General features: G+C 72.2%; 16 protein-coding genes and 2 pseudogenes. 9 read left to right on the forward strand and 9 right to left on the reverse strand.

Annotated elements, in window-relative coordinates; translation table 11 throughout:
- The first annotated feature begins 183 nt into the window (after positions 1-183).
- Positions 184-1,038 carry a GNAT family N-acetyltransferase gene (locus ABZ876_RS14260; RefSeq protein WP_361779395.1) on the forward strand — a complete coding sequence of 285 codons (855 nt, stop codon included), beginning with the start codon at positions 184-186 and terminating at the stop codon, positions 1,036-1,038.
- A 151-nt stretch (positions 1,039-1,189) separates the two neighbouring features.
- Here the strand turns inward: ABZ876_RS14260 and ABZ876_RS14265 are convergent, their stop codons facing one another.
- Entirely contained in the window at positions 1,190-1,453 is a 264-nt protein-coding gene (locus ABZ876_RS14265) for a GlsB/YeaQ/YmgE family stress response membrane protein (protein ID WP_361779398.1), read from the reverse strand.
- A gap of 316 nt (positions 1,454-1,769) precedes the next feature.
- On the opposite strand from ABZ876_RS14265, the gene ABZ876_RS14270 reads away from it, so the two are divergent.
- Positions 1,770-3,224 carry a hydrolase gene (locus tag ABZ876_RS14270; protein WP_361779401.1) on the forward strand — a complete coding sequence of 485 codons (1,455 nt, stop codon included), beginning with the start codon at positions 1,770-1,772 and terminating at the stop codon, positions 3,222-3,224.
- A 70-nt stretch (positions 3,225-3,294) separates the two neighbouring features.
- Here the strand turns inward: ABZ876_RS14270 and ABZ876_RS14275 are convergent.
- A pseudogene (locus ABZ876_RS14275) lies at positions 3,295-3,682 on the reverse strand (ROK family protein); the annotation flags it as partial.
- A gap of 6 nt (positions 3,683-3,688) precedes the next feature.
- Between ABZ876_RS14275 and ABZ876_RS14280 the strand changes: the two are divergent.
- Positions 3,689-3,943, forward strand: a pseudogene (locus ABZ876_RS14280) (amino acid permease); the annotation flags it as partial.
- Between the two features lie 143 nt (positions 3,944-4,086).
- Here the strand turns inward: ABZ876_RS14280 and ABZ876_RS14285 are convergent.
- The 4 genes from ABZ876_RS14285 to ABZ876_RS14300 all read right to left on the reverse strand — a co-directional run bounded on the left by ABZ876_RS14285 (position 4,087) and on the right by ABZ876_RS14300 (position 9,010).
- Positions 4,087-4,527 (reverse strand): SPW repeat protein, encoded by a 441-nt coding sequence (locus tag ABZ876_RS14285; protein ID WP_361779404.1) that lies wholly within the window; start codon positions 4,525-4,527, stop codon positions 4,087-4,089.
- A 110-nt stretch (positions 4,528-4,637) separates the two neighbouring features.
- A complete protein-coding gene (locus tag ABZ876_RS14290) occupies positions 4,638-5,462 on the reverse strand; it encodes a YihY/virulence factor BrkB family protein (protein ID WP_361779407.1) in 825 nt (274 codons plus the stop codon).
- A 569-nt stretch (positions 5,463-6,031) separates the two neighbouring features.
- On the reverse strand, positions 6,032-7,408 hold the full coding sequence (locus tag ABZ876_RS14295; protein ID WP_361779410.1) for a deoxyribodipyrimidine photo-lyase: 1,377 nt from the start codon (positions 7,406-7,408) through the stop codon (positions 6,032-6,034).
- Between the two features lie 72 nt (positions 7,409-7,480).
- Positions 7,481-9,010 (reverse strand): SDR family oxidoreductase, encoded by a 1,530-nt coding sequence (locus ABZ876_RS14300; protein ID WP_361779413.1) that lies wholly within the window; start codon positions 9,008-9,010, stop codon positions 7,481-7,483.
- A gap of 199 nt (positions 9,011-9,209) precedes the next feature.
- Between ABZ876_RS14300 and ABZ876_RS14305 the strand changes: the two genes are divergently transcribed.
- On the forward strand, positions 9,210-9,398 hold the full coding sequence (locus ABZ876_RS14305; RefSeq protein WP_361779940.1) for a hypothetical protein: 189 nt from the start codon (positions 9,210-9,212) through the stop codon (positions 9,396-9,398).
- A gap of 126 nt (positions 9,399-9,524) precedes the next feature.
- Here the strand turns inward: ABZ876_RS14305 and ABZ876_RS14310 are convergent, their stop codons facing one another.
- Entirely contained in the window at positions 9,525-10,571 is a 1,047-nt protein-coding gene (locus tag ABZ876_RS14310; protein WP_361779416.1) for an acyl-CoA dehydrogenase family protein, read from the reverse strand.
- 369 nt (positions 10,572-10,940) lie between these two features.
- Here ABZ876_RS14310 and ABZ876_RS14315 point away from each other — a divergent pair, with 369 nt between their 5' ends.
- A complete protein-coding gene (locus ABZ876_RS14315) occupies positions 10,941-12,305 on the forward strand; it encodes a phospholipase (protein ID WP_361779419.1) in 1,365 nt (454 codons plus the stop codon).
- 130 nt (positions 12,306-12,435) lie between these two features.
- On the opposite strand, the gene ABZ876_RS14320 is transcribed toward ABZ876_RS14315, so the two are convergent.
- Positions 12,436-13,119 (reverse strand): phosphatase PAP2 family protein, encoded by a 684-nt coding sequence (locus ABZ876_RS14320; RefSeq protein WP_361779943.1) that lies wholly within the window; start codon positions 13,117-13,119, stop codon positions 12,436-12,438.
- 175 nt (positions 13,120-13,294) lie between these two features.
- Between ABZ876_RS14320 and ABZ876_RS14325 the strand changes: the two genes are divergently transcribed.
- From ABZ876_RS14325 to ABZ876_RS14340, 4 genes are all read left to right on the forward strand, one after another.
- Positions 13,295-13,666 (forward strand): BlaI/MecI/CopY family transcriptional regulator, encoded by a 372-nt coding sequence (locus ABZ876_RS14325; protein WP_361779422.1) that lies wholly within the window; start codon positions 13,295-13,297, stop codon positions 13,664-13,666.
- Complete coding sequence (locus ABZ876_RS14330) at positions 13,663-14,592, forward strand: M48 family metalloprotease (protein ID WP_361779425.1); 930 nt, start codon at positions 13,663-13,665, stop codon at positions 14,590-14,592. The genes ABZ876_RS14325 and ABZ876_RS14330 overlap by 4 nt, the downstream gene beginning before the upstream one ends.
- A gap of 118 nt (positions 14,593-14,710) precedes the next feature.
- Complete coding sequence (locus ABZ876_RS14335) at positions 14,711-15,103, forward strand: VOC family protein (protein ID WP_361779428.1); 393 nt, start codon at positions 14,711-14,713, stop codon at positions 15,101-15,103.
- Between the two features lie 45 nt (positions 15,104-15,148).
- Positions 15,149-16,219: an adenosine deaminase gene (locus ABZ876_RS14340; protein WP_361779431.1), complete on the forward strand. Its 1,071-nt coding sequence runs from the start codon at positions 15,149-15,151 to the stop codon at positions 16,217-16,219.
- Here ABZ876_RS14340 and ABZ876_RS14345 read toward each other — a convergent pair.
- Positions 16,201-16,716 (reverse strand): DUF664 domain-containing protein, encoded by a 516-nt coding sequence (locus ABZ876_RS14345; protein ID WP_361779434.1) that lies wholly within the window; start codon positions 16,714-16,716, stop codon positions 16,201-16,203. The genes ABZ876_RS14340 and ABZ876_RS14345 overlap by 19 nt on opposite strands.
- Positions 16,717-16,765 lie beyond the last annotated feature (49 nt).

Raw genomic sequence — 16,765 nt, forward strand, 5'->3', positions numbered from 1 at the left:
CACGAGCGTCCGCGGGGCCCTCGTTCGCGTCCCACCGGTCGTCAGGAGCCGTTCCCGCGAAGGGGATCGTTCTCGGCCACAGGGGCAGGCCGGCATGGCGTACGACCCCGGCATCGGGAAGGATGCTGCGGGTGCGGCCGATCACCGCACCGACCGCCATCCCCCACGGAAGGAAGCGCCACGATGACGTCTGCGGGTCCCGATGCCCTCGTCGTCACCCGGGCCACGCTCGACGACTGGCCGGTGATCAGCGGCTGGGCGGCGGACGAGGGCTGGAACCCCGGAGCGTCCGACGGCCCGGCCTTCTTCGCCCAGGACCCCAGGGGCTTCTTCATCGGACGGCTCGGCGAGGAACCCGTCTCGGCGATCTCCGTCGTGACCTACGGCGCCGACTACGCCTTCCTGGGCTGCTACCTCGTACGCCCCGACCTGCGTGGCCGGGGCCTCGGACTGGCCACCTGGAAGACGGGCCTCGCCCACGCCGGCGGGCGCACGATCGGTCTGGACGGTGTCGTCGCCCAGCAGGACAACTACCGCCGGTCCGGGTTCCAGCCGGCCCACCGCACCGTGCGGTTCACCGGGCCCGCCCCCACGGGGGAGGCGGCGCCCGGAGTTCGCCCGGCCGAGAAGGCGGACCTCGACTCCGTGATCGCGTACGACAGCGTCTGCTACCCGGCCGACCGCCCCCGCTTCCTGGAGCACTGGCTCACCGCCCCCGAGCACCGGGTCTTCGTCCGCTGCGAGGACGACAGACTGACCGGCTACGCGGTGATCCGTCCCGCCCGTGACGGCCTGCGTGTCGGCCCCCTGTTCGCGGACACAGCCGACGACGCCGATGCGCTCTTCACCACCCTGAGCGCCAAAGTCGCGGGCCGGCCCATCGCCATCGACGTCCCCGAACCCAACACGGCCGCCGTCGCGCTCGCCGAACGCGCCGGTCTCACCCCGTCCTTCGAGACGGCCCGGATGTACACGGGGCCGGTCAGGCCGTTCGCACAGGAGCGTGTGTACGGGGTGACCACCCTGGAACTCGGCTGACCTTCGGCGCCTGACGCAACGGCCGTCCCGTCGGGCGTTCGCCCGTGCCGGTGACGGCCGTTGCGTCAGGCGATCGAGTGTGCCGGTGACGGCCGCCGTGTCCGGCGCACCCGTGTGTGCCGGTGACGGCCGTCGCGGCCGGAACGCGCCGTCAGCTCCGCGCCCGTGCCCGGTCCAGGGCCGCGACGCCCAGTGCCGCCAGACCGATCTGGATGAGCCACTCGATCCAGTCCACGCCCTTGGTGTCCGCCACGCCGACCGCCGCGGCGATTCCGGCCCCGATGAAGGCCGCCACGATGCCGACGACGATCGTCCACAGGACGCCGATGTGCTGGCGCCCGGGGACGACGAGCCGCCCCAGGACACCGATGATGAGCCCGATGACGAGGGCACTGATGATGCCGGATATCTCCATCTCCGCCCCTTATGGTGAAGGCCTCTGCACTCGTCTATGTTCCCGCTGAGCGTGGCAACAGTCCGTTCCGTTTCAACGACCGGTCAACGCCGGGTCAATCCTCGTCCTGCCGGGGCGGCATTCTCCCGTTCAGTCTCTCGGTTGCCATGTACCGTTCAACAGTCCGTCGCGCGGGTGGCGTAAGAAGGAGTTCTACGCGCGCAGACCGTGACGATGGTTCTACGCGCGAAGACGCACGGCACCCCGCACGCTGCTCTTCCCGGCCCCCCGCAACTCCCCATGATTCCCCTCGACTCCCCTCACGGAGGTCTGCCGGATGCCCGGACCCACCAGATCCCGCCACGGACGCACCACGGCCCTTGCCGTGTTCGGCCTGCTCGCCACGGGCGCCGCCGTCCAGGCGACCACGGCCGCCACGCCGGCCCATGCGGCCACCCCCCACCGCGTCCTGTTCGACAACGCGCACGCGGAGACCGCCGGCAACGCCGACTGGATCATCTCCACCAGCCAGCCCGACCCCCTCGGCCAGGACTCCACCCCGTCCGCCGAGAAGGACTGGACCGGCGCCCTCTCGTCCTGGGGTGTCGCCCTTCAGAAGACGGGCAACTACAGCCTCAAGACGCTGCCCTCGGGATCCAGCCTCAGCTACGGTGGCTCCTCCGCGACCGATCTGTCGAGATTCGACACCCTGGTCCTGCCCGAGCCGAACACGCTGTTCACGACGGCCGAGAAGACGGCGATCATGAACTTCGTGAAGAACGGCGGCGGCCTGTTCATGATCTCCGACCACGCCGGCGCCGACCGCAACAACGACGGCTCCGACGCGGTCAAGATCCTCAATGACCTGATGACCAACAACAGCGTCGACTCCACCGACCCGTTCGGTTTCTCCATCGACTCGCTGAACATCACCTCCGGCTACCCGGCCGCCGTCAGCGACAGCACCGACCCGGTCCTGCACGGCTCCTTCGGCACCGTTACCAAGAGCCTCATCGCCAACGGCACCACCGCCACGCTCAAGCCCTCCGACAACTCCTCCGTCAAGGGCCTGATCTACCGCAGCGGTTACTCGGGCAACACCGGAGCGTTCTTTCTGACCAGCACCTTCGGCAGTGGCCGTGTGGCCTTCTGGGGCGACAGCTCCCCGGTCGACGACGGGACCGGCCAGTCCGGCAACACGCTCTACGACGGCTGGAACGACTCCGGCGCCACCAACGCCGCCCTGGCCCTCAACGCCACCGAATGGCTCTTCGGCGCGAGCGGCAGCAGCGGGGGCGGAGGCGGCGGCTCCACCTCCTGCACCGCCGCCCAGCTCCTCGGGAACGACGGCTTCGAGTCCGGCGCCACCACCTGGAGCGCCGGCAGCGGCGTCATCACGGACTCCAGCAGCGAGTCGCCCCGCACCGGCTCCTTCTACGCCTGGCTGGACGGCTACGGCTCCGCGCACACCGACACCCTCTCCCAGCCGGTGAGCATCCCGTCCGGCTGCACCACCGCCACGCTGAGCTTCTACCTGCACATCGACACGGACGAGACCACCACGAGCACGGCGTACGACACCCTCAAGGTGCAGATTCTCAACGGCTCGGGAACCGTGCTGGGCACCCTGGCGACGTACTCCAACCTCCAGGCCGGCAGCGGCTACACCCAGCGCAGCTTCAGTCTCGCGAGCTATGCGGGGCAGACGGTCACCCTCAAGTTCACCGGAACCGAGGGCTCCAGCCTCCAGACGTCGTTCGTCGTCGACGACACGGCGCTCAATGTGAGCTGACCTCCCCAGGGGTGGGCTCCCGGGCCCACCCCTGTCCGGCCTTTGCGCCTGGGCCAGTTGGTCGGGGCGCCGCCGACCGGCGCTCGAACACCACGTCCCGTGCCGTCCCCAGGGCGGTCGCCAGTGCTCCCAGCAGCACCGCGTCCTCACCCAGCCGGCTCGGCGCGATCTTCGGGCGGAGCGGTGAGGGAGCGCAGCGTTTCGCGCACGGGGCGCAGCAGCAGGTCGACGCTGTGGCCCGCGCCGCCGCCGAGCACCACCAGGTCCGGGTCGAGCACGGCCGCCGCGGCCGCCACCGTGTGCGCGATGCGCTCGCCCTCCTGCTGCACGGCCTGGGCCGCGGCGGGATGGCCCTGCCGGGCCGCGTCGAACACCGCCTTCGCCGTGAGCTGTTGACCGGTCATCCCGAACGCCCGCGCCGACCCGACGACCGCCATGCCCGACACCGCGTCCTCCAGCGTCCGCAGATCACGGCCGTGACGGTGCTGCGCAAGCGGCAGCCGGGGCTCCACCGCCCGTACCGGATGTGGCTGTACCCCGTGCCGAGCCTCGTCGCCCTCGTCGGCTGGCTGGTCATCTACGGCTACGCGGACAGGAACTCGCCGGGCCGCCACCCCATCGAGTGGTCACCGGCCTGGCCGGCGCTCGGCTGTGTGGCGTTCCTGGTGTGGGCCCGGCTGGAGAAGGTCTGGCCGTTCGGGCCGAAGGAGGTCGCGGAGAGTATCTCGTGGCGCCCCGCACGGAACCCGCGGGCGCGTAGCCCGCCCGGCGGAACCCGCGGGCGCGTCGGCCGGTCCGCCGCCGCGGACCGGCCCCCGGGTGTGCCTCCGCGTTCGCGGTGCCCGGTGACGGGTGGACAGGGTTACGGGCGCGCAGCGCTCCTGGTGGTCACGCCCGCGCACAGCATGCCCAAGACCACCGCGAGGGCGCCGATGACGATGCTGTTGACCACGACTCCGGTGTCCGGGGCCGTGCCGACGATCCACGGCGAGATGATCATCCAGGCGCCCAGCGCGCACATGGCCCAGCTCAGGCCGTACATGCGCTCCGGCATGATGGTGAAGCCGAGAGCCAGCAGCCCGATCGCGATCCCCATGATGAGGTTGTGCGTGGCGAGCGGGGGCTGGCTCGTCGTGTAGTGGACTATCCACGGGGATGCGGCGCAGTACAGACCGAGCAGGAACACCGGCCCGTCCATGAGCGCCACATCGCGGCCACCGACCATACGGGCGTAGCGAGCCCGCATTTCGTGGATATCGGGGTGGGTCGTCATGTCCCCTTTGGTGTGCGAGACGTGAGCCATCACTCGTCTCCTTCGACTCTGCGGCATGGCCGCGCTGAAGCGGTATGCGGTGAATCGCCGCGTACACTCATTGTGCTCTTATTTTTTCTTTATGTGTAGCCGTGGCCGCTTCACCGCTCTCGCTCCGCGCGCGTCAGCTCGGCCGCGAACTGGGCCCCCGCCAGCAGCGACAGATGGGACATCCACAGCCACACAAGGAAGACGACCACGCCCGCCAGCGATCCGTAGAGCCTGCTGTAGGTGCCGAGCCCGGTGGCGTATGCCGTGAAGCTCACCGAGGCGGTCAGCCACAGCGCCGCCGCGAGCACCCCGCCCGGCACCGCATGACGCAACTCCCGGGCCTGCGGCGGCCCCGTCCGGAAGAGGACCAGCACCAGCAGCGCCACCAGGGCCACCAGTGCCGGCCAGCGCAGCAGGACCCATACGGTCTCGCCCGCCTTCCCGAGCCCCGCCCACCGTCCCAGCGCCCTCACCAGCGGCCCGCTCAGGACGAGCAGCAGGGCGCTGCCGAAGAGCAGGGGCAGCAGCGTCACGGCCGTGAGCAGAATCCGGTGCGCCTTGCGCAGGGCGGGCCGGTTGTCCGCGACACCATGCTGATCGTGCAGCGCTCGCCGGAACACCGCCAGATAACTGGAGGCCGACCACAGTGCGCTTGCCCCGCCGCCGACGGCCACCGTCACCGCGGCGGACCGCTCCCCGGCCAGGCGGCGCAGCGTACTGTGCAGAGCCGTCCCCGCCTCGGCCGGCGCCCAGGCCGTGACCCGTGTGATGAGCGCATCGGTGAGATGCGGGCTGACCGCCCCGATCAAGGAGAACGCCATCAGGAACATGGGCAGCAGGGCGAGGATGGCGTAGTACGTCAGTGCCGCGGCCCAGTCCGACACGTCGTCCCGCCACATCGCCACCGGGGTGCGCCGCAGGGCCGTCCACAGCACCGGCCACAACCGTCCGGCCCGGCTGAGGGCGCGTCCGGCACCGCACGCCGTGTCCGGGCCGGCCGGGACACCGACTCGCCGCGGCCATGGCCGTCTCCTGGGGGATACCGACGCCTGTCCGTCCACCACTGACCTTCCCGTCCGGGCCGTATCGGCGCGTGACCGTGCGTGCCGCCGTCCGGCCGCCCGTGCGGGGCGCGCCGCGCGGCGGACCCGTCTTTCACCCATTCCCTGACCGGCGAACGAAAGGCCATGCCGTCACCCGGTCGAAGGAAGCCCGGGCCGGGGCCAATCGGCCGTTGCCGCGCCCCGGTTCGCCGCCTACGAGTTCGCCGTCTTCGGACGACTGGTGCTTACGGGCGAGAGCCGCGCGATCGCGGCACAGCCGCGGGCCGGGCGAGCACCCCGCGGCCCCGCCGTCCTCCTCGCCCGGTCTGCGAGCGCGCCGTAGCCCTCACTGCACCCGCCGCCGGATTCGCGCCGACGGTGGGCTGACCGCCTTCGGCGGGCTCAGGGCTGAGGACGGCGGCCGGGCGCGCCGCGGGCGCCGTAACGGCCAGGCGTGGTCCTCAGCCGTGTCCGCGGGCCCGCTTGAAGCGTGCCAGGCCCTCGGCGAGGTCGACGATCGGGTCCGGGTAGGCGTCGTAGACGGCACGCTGCGGGCCGCGCAGCTTCCACGGCTCGTGCACCACGGGCGCGTCCAGACCGGCGAGTTCGGGCACCCAGCGGTGCACGTACGCCCCGTCCGGGTCGTGGCGCTTGGCCTGGCCGACCGGGTTGAGGACCCGGCCCGGCCGGGTGTCGGTGCCGGTTCCGGCCACCCACTGCCAGTTCATCTGGTTGTTGGCGAGGTCGCCGTCGACCAGCAGCGCAAGGAAGTGGCGGGCGCCGACCCGCCAGTCCACATACAGGGTCTTGGTGAGGAAACTCGCCGTCAGCAGCCGTGCCCGGTTGTGCATCCAGCCCTCGTGCCGCAGCTGGCGCATCGCCGCGTCGACCACGGGGTAACCGGTACGGCCCGCGCGCCACGCCTCGATGTCCGCGCGGGCCTCTCGCTCGGAACGCCAGCGGTCGTGCTTCGTGCGGTAGTCGGATGTGGCCGCGTCCGGACGCGCCGCCAGGACCTGGCGGTGGAAGTCCCGCCAAGCCAGCTGCCGTACGAAGGCGTCGGCGCCCGGGCCGCCGGCTCCCCGGGCCCGGTGGACGAGTTCGACCGGGGAGAGCGTGCCGAAGTGCAGGTGCGGCGACAGACGGGAGGTGGCGTCGGCCGCGAGGTCGTCGTGGCGGTCCTGGTACACGGTGACGCCGCCGCGCAACCAGGCCGCGAGACGCTTCCTGCCCTCGCTCTCGCCGCCCGCGGCGAGCCCCGGCGAGACCTCCGAAACCTCCGCACGCACGGGAAGTTCCTCGGACCCGACGGTGTCCGGCACCCGCACCGTGCGGGGCGCACCGAGGGCGTCGCGCAACCGCTGCCGGGACCACTGCCGGAAGTACGGAGTGAAGACGGCGTAGTGGTCAGAGGCGGCCGGGGTCACCGCGCCGGGCGGCACGGCGGTGCTCACGGCGTCGTGGACGTGCAGCCGGCGCCCCTCCGCCTCCAGGGCCCCCCGCAGCCGCTCCTCACGCCGCTGCGCGTAGGCGCTGACGTCGGCGGCCAGATGCACCTCGCACGCGTCCGCCTCGGCGACCACCCGGCACACCTCGTCGACGACGTCCCCGGAGCGGACGACGAGCCGGCCGCCCCGGGCCCGCAGACCCTCGTCCAGGTCCCGCAGGCAGTCCGCGAGGAACGCCAGCCGGTTCGGCGCGGCGAACCCGGCGGCCGCCACGGCCCGGTCGCGCACGAACAGCGGCACGACTTGACGGGAGCCGTCGAGGGCGGCCCGCAGCGGCGGATGGTCGTGCAGACGCAGATCCGAGGTGAACAGGACGACCGAGACGTTCATGAAGCGGACTCCGTGACGCGAGGGGGTTGCCGTGATCTGCTTCCGTCCGGGGACGCCCCGCGGATGCGGGCGTCAGCGGAGGGTCGTGTCATCGGGGGCGGGGACGGACGGAGTCCGGGCGGCCGCCTTCGCGATGTTGCGGGCCATGCCGCCGAAGACGATGGCGTGGAAGGGTGAGACGCCCCACCAGTAGGCGTGCCCGAGGAGCCCGTGCGGATGGAACAGGGCCCGCTGCCGGTACCGGGTGCGGCCCCGGCCGTCGAGCTCGGCGTACATCTCCAGCCAGGCCAGCCCCGGAAGCCGCATCTCGGCCCGCAGCCGCAGCAGATGCCCGGGTTCGACCTCCTCCACCCGCCAGAAGTCCAGGGAGTCGCCGACCCGCAGTCGCTCGGCGTCGCGTCGCCCCCGGCACAGCCCGACCCCGCCGGCCAGTCGATCCAGCCATCCCCGCGCCGCCCAGGCGAGAGGGAAGGAGTACCAGCCGTTGTCGCCGCCGATGCCCTCGATGACTTGCCACAGCGCCTCGCGGGATGCGTGGACCGTCAGCTCCCGACGATCGGTGTAGAGGCTGCCACCGGCCCAGTCCGGGTCGGTGGGCAGCGGGTCGCTCGGGGCGCCGGGCGGCGACGCGGACGACCAGCGGGTCGTGACCTGTGCGTCGCGCACCCGCTTCAGCGCCAGCCGGACCGCCTCGTCGAAACCGATCGGATGCCCCGGCGGGGCGGGCACATACCGCTCGATGTCCCGCTCACGGCAGACGACCTCGTGGCGCAGGGACTCGGTGAGCGGCCGGGCGAGGGACGCGGGCACGGGCGTCACGAGTCCGACCCAGAGACTGGACAGGCCGGGGGTGAGGACCGGGACGGGCACGACGACCCGGCGCGGAAGGCCCGCGATCGCCGCGTACCGGACCATCATCTCCCGGTACGTCAGCACACCCGGCCCTCCGATGTCGAAGGCGCGGTTGACCTCGCCGGGCATGCGCGCGCTGCCCACCAGCAAGCGCAGCACGTCCCGCACCGCGATGGGCTGGGTCCGGGTGCGCACCCAGCGCGGGGTGACCATGACGGGCAGGCGCTCGGTGAGATAGCGCAGCATCTCGAAGGAGGCCGAGCCCGAGCCGATGATGACGGCGGCCCGCAGTACGGTGGTCGGGACACCGGAGTCCAGCAGAATGCGGCCGACTTCGGACCGGGAGCGCAGATGCGGGGACAGCTCCCGCTCGGGGACGCCCACCGGCGTCAGACCGCCGAGGTAGACGATGCGCCGCACTCCCGCGGCCCGGGCCTGCTCCCCGAAGGTCCGCGCGGCCGTGCGGTCCGTGTCCTCGAAGCCGCTGCCCGTGCCGAGGGCGTGCACCAGGTAGTACGCGACGTCGACGCCGCGCATGGCCTCGGCGACCGACTCCGGCCGGGTGACGTCCCCGGCCGCCACCTCGACCTCGCCCGCCCAGGGATGGTCGCGCAGTTTGCCCGGCGAGCGGGCCAGGCAGCGCACCCGGTGCCCGGCGGCGAGCAGTTCCGGGACGAGCCGGCCGCCGATGTATCCCGTGGCGCCGGTCACCAGGCAGCGCAGCCCCGGTCCGGCCTCGTCGCCGTTCATCAGTGTGGTCCTTCGTCGTCGGTGTCGTTCGGAGATGTCTTCCCCTGGCGGGGGCGTTCCGAATGCGCCGAGGGAGTGCCGGGCGGTGACGGGCCGCCGGGAGAAAGACGGTTCCCGCAAGCCGGACATGTGGGCGTCGATCGAGGGCAGGCGGATCCTACGAGAGTTGTCGCTGGTCGTCGGGGCGAGCCGACGGTCGATGCTGGAGGTGTCTGCCGTTATGGGCACGAAGGTGTTGGAGCGGTTTCCCGCAGGAGCTCCGCGCGGAGCGTGGCCGGCGGAGGAGTTCGCGGCGGCCCGCCGTGCCGAGGGTGAGCCCGCGAAGGTCGTCATGGATCTGGCGTCGGACACGTTCCTCGTGGTGGTCCCGGCCCGCGACGACGACTGACCGGACGGACACCCGGAGCGGGGCGCCGTATCGCCCGGCGCGTCATGCTCGGGGAGCACCCGGTTCGGCTGGTGCTGCGCTCCCGGCGCCGTTCGCGAGCCGGGTCGCCGTCAAAGAGGCTGGGGCTCAGCAGGAGAGATGGTCGAGGTGGGCGCGGCGCACCTCGGCCGTCTGCCCCTGCACCAGCAGGAACATCGCCTCCCTCGCCAGCCGCTGGGCCCGGCTGTCCATGAGCGTGGACCGGCCGCCCCCGGCCACGAGCGCGGCGGTCGTCGCGGCCCGCATCAGATCGTGGGCCCGCAGTTTCCACGCGAGCCGTTCCTCGAAGCACTCGTGCGGCACCGGGTGGTCCCACAGCGCGTAGGACTCCCGCCGCGCCTCGTCGAGACGGCCCCGCAGGGAACGCGCCGTGTCCTTGGCATCCGGGCTGCCCTCCAGCAGTTCGAGCGCCGCGTACGCCACGCCGAAGACGGCCGGGGAGGCGTTGGCGTTCCGGGGCCGGTCGACCAGGGCGAGTTTCTGCCGCGGTGTGCGCAGCACGACCGCCTCCCCGGGCAGCCACAGGCCGTGCAGTTCCAGAGAGACCGTACGGGCGGCCGTGAGTGCCGCGAGCCGCATGGGCGCCGACGCGCGCAGCCCCGGCTGCTCGCGTGCCTCGGTGAAGGCGAAGACCACATCGTCCGCCTCGGACACACCCGCGAGCAGCATCACGTCGTTCAGCGTCCACCCCGTGTACCACGGCACGGTGCCGTCGAAGCGCCAGCCGCCTCGCTCGGGTGTGGCCCGCACGGGGATCCGCGGGAAGGCGCGGACATGGGCGTAGGCGATTCCGGCCAGCAGTTCGCCCGTCGCCAGCGGCCGGAGCAGCCGCTCCCGCACCGGCACATCCGCCGAGGCCAGCAGCTTGACCGGCGTGTAGTGCTGCGTCACCACGAACCACGTCGAACAGCACGCCCCGGCCAGGATCTCCGCGGTCTCCCGGGCGACGGCACCGGGTGCCGCCGCCCCGCCGTACTCCGTCGGCGCGTTGAGGCCGAGCAGCCCCGAACTCTTGAGTGCCTGGACATGGCTCGCGGGGAAGCCCTCCTGGTCGACCCGTTCCGCCCGGGGCACCAGGAGATCGGCGGCCAGCTGCCGGGCGCGGATGACGAGCGGGTGCTCTGCGGTGGTCATGAGAGGCATTCTCCGCCGTCGGTCCCGCGGACCGGTATGTCCCCGCCCGATGAGGCCGAGCGCACCGGCCGCACTCCGGCCGGCCGAGGCGCTCGCCCGGACCGCCGCACTTGACAGGTCTACACCCTTGACTGGTGCAGATCAACGCGGTTGAGTGTGCCTCCGCAACCCCCCACCACGGCCGCCCCCGCGCCGCGACCGGCCGGACCGGCGCGTGCGCGCAAGGACCGCTCCGCGCCGCCCTTGCCCGGGAGCGGCCGTGCCCGGGTTGTTGGAGCTTCACCCGGCGGCCACCTTTCCTGCCGCCATACGACCGCCGGGCGTGCTGTCATGCACCTGACCATGCTTCGTCGAAGGAAGGGCACTGCCATGCGAACCCCCCACGCCCTGCTGGCCGCGGCCACCGCGCTGGCCGCCGCGGTCGTGGCGCCTCAGTCCCACGCGGCCGCCGCGATCCCCGCCACCGGTGCCTACTACGTGCAGAGCGCGACCACCGGGCTGAACGCGGCCGACAACGGGGGAGTCGTCGAGCAGCACAACCCCAAGGGCAACGAGGACCACCAGCAGTGGAACCTGAGAGCCGCCGGATCCTCGTACGTCCTCGAAAGCGCCGGCACTCAGGGCAGTTGCCTCGGCCGCTCCGGCGACCAGGCCCGCACGGTCGCCTGCACGAGTGCCGACGCGTCCTGGGAGATGACGCCGGCGGGCGGCGACCAATACACCCTCAAGGCCCCCGGAACCGACCGTTATCTGACGGTCGCCGCCAAGCCGTCCGGCGCCAACTACCCCGCTCAGCTGGCCATCGGCCCCTCCGGCGGCCTGGCCTCCTGGTACCTCACACCCGTAACGTCCCCCACCCGCCCCATGCCGCCCGCGGACCAGCGCACCCTCGACCAGGTCACGTTCCTCACCGCGCACAACGCCTACGCCAACGGCGTCGACGGCGGCTTCGCCCCGCCCTTCGTGAATCTGGTGCCCAATCAAACACGCGGCATCAACCAGCAACTGGCCGACGGAGTACGCGGGTTCATGCTGGACATCCATCAGACACCCGACGGGGCCATCCTCTGCCACGACAGCTGCACCCTGGTCAGCAGGCCGGTCGCCCTGTGGGTGGACGTCCAGCGCATCGTGGACTTCCTCAAGGCGCACCCGGATCAGTTCGCCACCATCTTCCTCGAGGACTACGTCGACCCGGGCGTCCTGCGCAGCGAACTGGCCCGGGTGAACGGCCTGCCGGACGTGCTCTACCGTCCGGACCGGACCGGCGTGCGGCAGAACGGCTGGCCGAAGATGGCCGATCTGACCGCGGCGGGCCACCGGCTGCTGATCTTCACGGACCACAGCCGTTCCTCCGACGAGGCCGCCGGGCTCACCCGCGACAGCTTCGGTGTGATGTACCAGAAGGACTGGACGGTGGAGAACTACTGGTCCATGGGCTCGGGACTGGGCTCCTCCGACTGGTCCTGCTACAGCCGCTGGTACGCCGCGGACACCACCATCCCTCTGACCCGCACCGAACCCGGCTTCCGCCCGCTGTTCGTCATGAACCACTTCCGTGACGCGACGATCGCTTCCACGGCCCGGACCGACAACACCAAGCTCGCCGACCGCACCCAGCGGTTCTGCCAGCCGGCCGCCCGCAAGAAGCCCACCTTCCTCGCGGTCGACCGCTACGACCTCGGGAGCCCGGCGTCCGCCGTAGACACCCTGAACACCTACACCTATCCGTAAAGCGCCCGGCGACCACGCCTGTCCGTCACACGCGAATCACTCGATCACCGCGGGCGCGGTGGACTCCGTGGGCGCCTGGGAAGCGGGCGCCTGGGAACCGGGCGACCTGCCCGTCCACCGCATCGGTTTCTCAGCCCTGCGGCTGACGGGCAGGACCGCTCGGCTCCGCCGGACGCCGTGCGCGGGCCAGGCGGGCGGCGGTGTACACGCACAGGCTCAGCCAGCACAGGGCGAACAGCCAGCCGCCCAGGACGTCTGAGAACCAGTGGACGCCCAGATACACGCGGGTGAGGCCGACGAGTGCGCCCCAGGTGAGGACGAGCGTGACCAGGGCCGCTCCGCCCCGTCGGGCGCGGGCCAGGATCGCCAGGGCCAGCAGCCCCGCCGCGATCGCGGCCGTCGTCGTGTGCCCCGAGGGAAACGCCCAGCCCGACGCGTGCGTGACCCAGTCCCGGTGGGCCGGGCGGGGACGCGCCACCAGTGACATCACCCCGTACCGCACCGCCTGGCCCGCGGCCAGGCACAGGAGCGCGGCGGCGACCGCCGGGCCCCGCTGTCGCGGTGTGCGTCCCGCCAGCAGGCCCGCCAGGGCGGCGAGCACATACGGGACGACTCCCGTGCCCGTGAACGTCACGGCCCGCGCCACCGCCACCATCGCGGGCGGTCGGTGGCCCACCGACCACTCCAGCAGGTCCTCGTCGCCGAACAGCGGGGAACCGCCCCGTCCGGTCACGGTCAGCGCCAGCAGCGCGAACGCCGCGAGCGCGCCCACCGCCACCGAACCGGCGAGGTCCGCGGTGTCCGCCCGCTTCACGCAGCCGCCCGGGGGGCGCCGGGCGAGCGCGGCGGTGCGGTGCTCGATGCTGCGTCCATGGTCGTGGACCCCTTTCATAATGGACGTGCGGGACGGCCCCGGCCGGACACGCGAGGACTACAATTCTGTAGACCGTCTACAGAATCGTAGACGATTACGGGGTGAGGAAGGTTCCATGACCGAAGCGAGGGACGAGCGCCGCCCGGCGGGCGAACTGGAAGCCGGCGTCATGGCCGCCCTGTGGGCCGCGGACGCTCCCCAGACGCCCGGTCAGGTGCAGCTGAGCCTGGGCGCCGGTCTCGCCCGTACGACGGTGACGACGATCCTGTCGCGGCTGCACGAGAAGGGCGTCGTCGACCGCAGGCGCCAGGGCCGCGGCTACGCCTACTTTCCCGTCCAGGACGCCCACGGCCTGACCGCCCGGCGCATGCACACCGAACTGGACCGGGACAGCAACCGGCACACCGTTCTGGCCCGCTTCGTCGCCCAGCTCAGCGAGGACGACGAGCGTGTCCTGCGGGACCTGCTGGAATCGGGTGAGCAGTGACCTTCCTGCTGCTCGTTCCGCTCGCGCTGCCGTTCGTGACGGCCCCCCTCGCCCGTCGCGCCCTCCGGCGGCTCGCGCCCGCGACCGCGCTGTGGGTGGTGACCGGCTCCGCGGTCGTCCTCGCGTGCTGCTCCCTGACCGCACTGGGCGCCTACGTCCTCACCGGGCTGCTCGAGCTGCCGCTGTTCGCCGCGCTCGGGGAGCTGGTGCGTCCGCTGCGCACCGGGTCGGATCTGCTCGTCGTACCGGCGGCCGCGTTCTCCGTGGGTGCGCTCGCCGTCACCCTGTGGACCGCGTGCCGCACCGTGACGCGCCAGGCCCGGGCCTTCCGCGCCGCCACCACCGAGGCGGACCGCCGCTCCACCGCCGGCGACCTGTGCGTCATCGACTCCCCGTGCCCGGACGCGTACGCCCTGCCCGGACGCCCGAACCGCATCGTGGTCACCACCGGAATGCTCCGCAGCCTCGGCCCGGACGAACGGGAGGCGCTCTTCGCCCACGAGCGCGCCCACAACGCGGCCGGGCACCACTACTTCCTGGCCGCCGCCGAACTCGCCGCGCTGTGTCACCCGGGCCTGCGGCCCCTGCGGGCGGTCATCCGCCTGGCGGCCGAACGAGCGGCCGACGAGACCGCCGCCGCGGCGGTCGGGGACCGGCGGCTGACCGCCCGGGCGATCGGCCGGGCCGCGCTGGCCGCCCGGGCCGCCTGGGCCGAGCGGCCGCCGTTCGTGTCCGCCGCGACCACCGGACCCGTGCCACAGAGGGTCGCCGCGCTGCTGGCGGCCCCGAGAGTGCCGCACCGGGCCGCCCGCTGGATCGCCGCTCTGCTCGTCGCCTGCGCCACGGTCTCCGTGTGCGCCTCGGCGACCGGGATCATCGGCGTCCATCACGAGGTGGAGATCGCCCAGGGCGAGGAAGGCGACTGACCCACCGGCGCCGGCACGGCGGCACCGGTCGTGGGGGAGCGACCAGCACCACTCGACGGGATGCCGTACGCTTCGTGTTACGTATAACGCACCAACGTCCCCCGTCCCGGAAGGCCTGATGAGACGCATCGCCTTGGTCACCCTCGTCGTCGACGACTACGACGAGGCGATCCGCTTCTACACCGAGGCCCTGGGATTCCGGCTCGCGGCCGACGAGCCGCGGCCCGACGGCTCCCGGTGGGTCGTCGTCGAGCCCGGCGCCGCCGACCATGGCACCGGGTTGCTCCTGGCGCGCGCCAAGGACGACGCGCAGCGCGCCCGGGTCGGAGACCAGACCGGCGGACGCGTGGGCTTCTTCCTGCGCACGGACGACTTCACCCGCGACCACACCCGGATGACCGCCGCCGGTGTGGCCTTCCTGGAAGAGCCGCGGCACGAGCCCTACGGCACGGTCGCCGTCTTCCAGGACCTGTACGGCAACCGCTGGGACCTGCTCCAGCCCGCCGAGTGATCCTCCTCCCACCGCTTTGAACCGCTGCTCAAGGAAAGACCCGCCATGACTGCTACGCGCGTAGATGCCGAAGTGATCCGCCGCCTGCCCAAGGCCGTCCTGCACGACCACCTCGACGGCGGCCTGCGCCCCGCCACCGTCGTCGAACTCGCGGCCGCGGTCGGCCACAGCCTGCCCGCCACCGACCCCGACGAGCTCGCCGCCTGGTACTTCGAGGCCGCGAACTCCGGTGACCTGGTCCGCTACATAGCCACCTTCGAGCACACCCTTGCCGTGATGCAGACCCGCGAGGGCCTGCTGCGCGTCGCGGAGGAGTACGTTCTGGACCTCGCCGCCGACGGCGTCGTCTACGCCGAGGTGCGCTACGCCCCCGAGCTGAACACCAAGGGCGGGCTGTCGATGAGCGAGGTCGTGGAGGCCGTCCAGGAGGGCCTCGCGGGCGGTATGGCCAAGGCGGCCTTGGCCGGCACTCCCGTCCGGGTCGGCACCCTGCTCTGCGGCATGCGCATGTTCGACCGCGTCCGCGAGGCCGCCGACCTCGCCGTCGCCTACCGCGACGCCGGAGTCGTCGGGTTCGACATCGCCGGTGCCGAGGACGGCTTCCCGCCCGCCGATCACCTGGCCGCGTTCGAGCACCTGCGCGGGCAGAGCGTCCCGTTCACCATCCACGCCGGTGAGGCGCACGGCCTGCCCAGCATCCACCAGGCCCTCCAGGTGTGCGGCGCCCAGCGCATCGGCCATGGCGTGCGCATCACCGAGGACATCGTCGACGGCAAGCTCGGCCGGCTCGCGAGCTGGGTGCGGGACCGCCGTGTCGCGCTGGAGATGTGCCCGACCTCCAACCTTCAGACCGGCGCCGCCACCTCGATCGCCGAGCACCCGATCACCGCTCTGAAGGACCTGGGCTTCCGGGTCACCCTCAACACCGACAACCGTCTGGTCTCGGGCACGACGATGACCCGCGAGATGTCCCTGCTGGTCGAGGAGGCGGGCTGGACCGTCGAGGACCTGCGCGCGGTGACGGTGAACGCCCTCAAGAGCGCGTTCATCCCGTTCGACGAGCGCAACGCCCTCATCCGGGACGTGGTCCTGCCCGGCTACGAGGCCGCGCTCTGAAGCAGCCCTCGTACGTAGGCGGCCTGTCCGGCGTGCTGGAGATCGTCGGACAGGACGCTGACCAGCCGTACGCCCAGGCTGACCGGCGGGTCCCAGCGCTCGTCCACGATGCGCTCCAGGTCCTTGGCGGCCAGTTCCCGCAAGGCCCCGAGGGTCTGCTCGTGCACGGCGTCGTAGTACCCGGTCAGCAGGTCGCCGGAGTCGACCCGGACCTTGGCGACCTTCGCCGGGGTGTGGCCGTACCCGATGTCGCGGCGCGGCAGATCCAGCGCGAAGCGCTTCTCCCAGTCCTGTGAGAGCCACACCTGGTCGAGGTCGAAGGCGTCGGCGATGTGGTCGTCCTGGACACGGGCGAGGTGCCAGACGAGCCAGGCGATGGAGTTGCTCTCCCCGGTCGGCCGGGCGTTGAGGTCGTCCGGGTCCAGACCGTCGACGGCGGCATGGACTTCTTCCCGGATGCGGTTGTACGCGTCGATGAGGATGTCCTTCGCATGCATGGCTCCACCATCGCGTATCGCGCACGTGGGCGTCCGTCCAACCCGCTGA

The organism is Streptomyces sp. NPDC046931 (assembly GCF_040644655.1).
Lineage (GTDB): Bacteria > Actinomycetota > Actinomycetes > Streptomycetales > Streptomycetaceae > Streptomyces.

Bases quoted from the DNA above. Each gene is read 5' to 3' on its own strand.
- ABZ876_RS14260 (WP_361779395.1), top strand. From the start codon at position 184: ATGACGTCTGCGGGTCCCGATGCCCTCGTCGTCACCCGGGCCACGCTC.
- ABZ876_RS14265 (WP_361779398.1), bottom strand. From the start codon at position 1,453: ATGGAGATATCCGGCATCATCAGTGCCCTCGTCATCGGGCTCATCATC.
- ABZ876_RS14270 (WP_361779401.1), top strand. From the start codon at position 1,770: ATGCCCGGACCCACCAGATCCCGCCACGGACGCACCACGGCCCTTGCC.
- ABZ876_RS14285 (WP_361779404.1), bottom strand. From the start codon at position 4,527: ATGGCTCACGTCTCGCACACCAAAGGGGACATGACGACCCACCCCGAT.
- ABZ876_RS14295 (WP_361779410.1), bottom strand. From the start codon at position 7,408: ATGAACGTCTCGGTCGTCCTGTTCACCTCGGATCTGCGTCTGCACGAC.
- ABZ876_RS14300 (WP_361779413.1), bottom strand. From the start codon at position 9,010: ATGAACGGCGACGAGGCCGGACCGGGGCTGCGCTGCCTGGTGACCGGC.
- ABZ876_RS14305 (WP_361779940.1), top strand. From the start codon at position 9,210: ATGCTGGAGGTGTCTGCCGTTATGGGCACGAAGGTGTTGGAGCGGTTT.
- ABZ876_RS14310 (WP_361779416.1), bottom strand. From the start codon at position 10,571: ATGACCACCGCAGAGCACCCGCTCGTCATCCGCGCCCGGCAGCTGGCC.
- ABZ876_RS14315 (WP_361779419.1), top strand. From the start codon at position 10,941: ATGCGAACCCCCCACGCCCTGCTGGCCGCGGCCACCGCGCTGGCCGCC.
- ABZ876_RS14325 (WP_361779422.1), top strand. From the start codon at position 13,295: ATGACCGAAGCGAGGGACGAGCGCCGCCCGGCGGGCGAACTGGAAGCC.
- ABZ876_RS14335 (WP_361779428.1), top strand. From the start codon at position 14,711: ATGAGACGCATCGCCTTGGTCACCCTCGTCGTCGACGACTACGACGAG.
- ABZ876_RS14340 (WP_361779431.1), top strand. From the start codon at position 15,149: ATGACTGCTACGCGCGTAGATGCCGAAGTGATCCGCCGCCTGCCCAAG.
- ABZ876_RS14345 (WP_361779434.1), bottom strand. From the start codon at position 16,716: ATGCATGCGAAGGACATCCTCATCGACGCGTACAACCGCATCCGGGAA.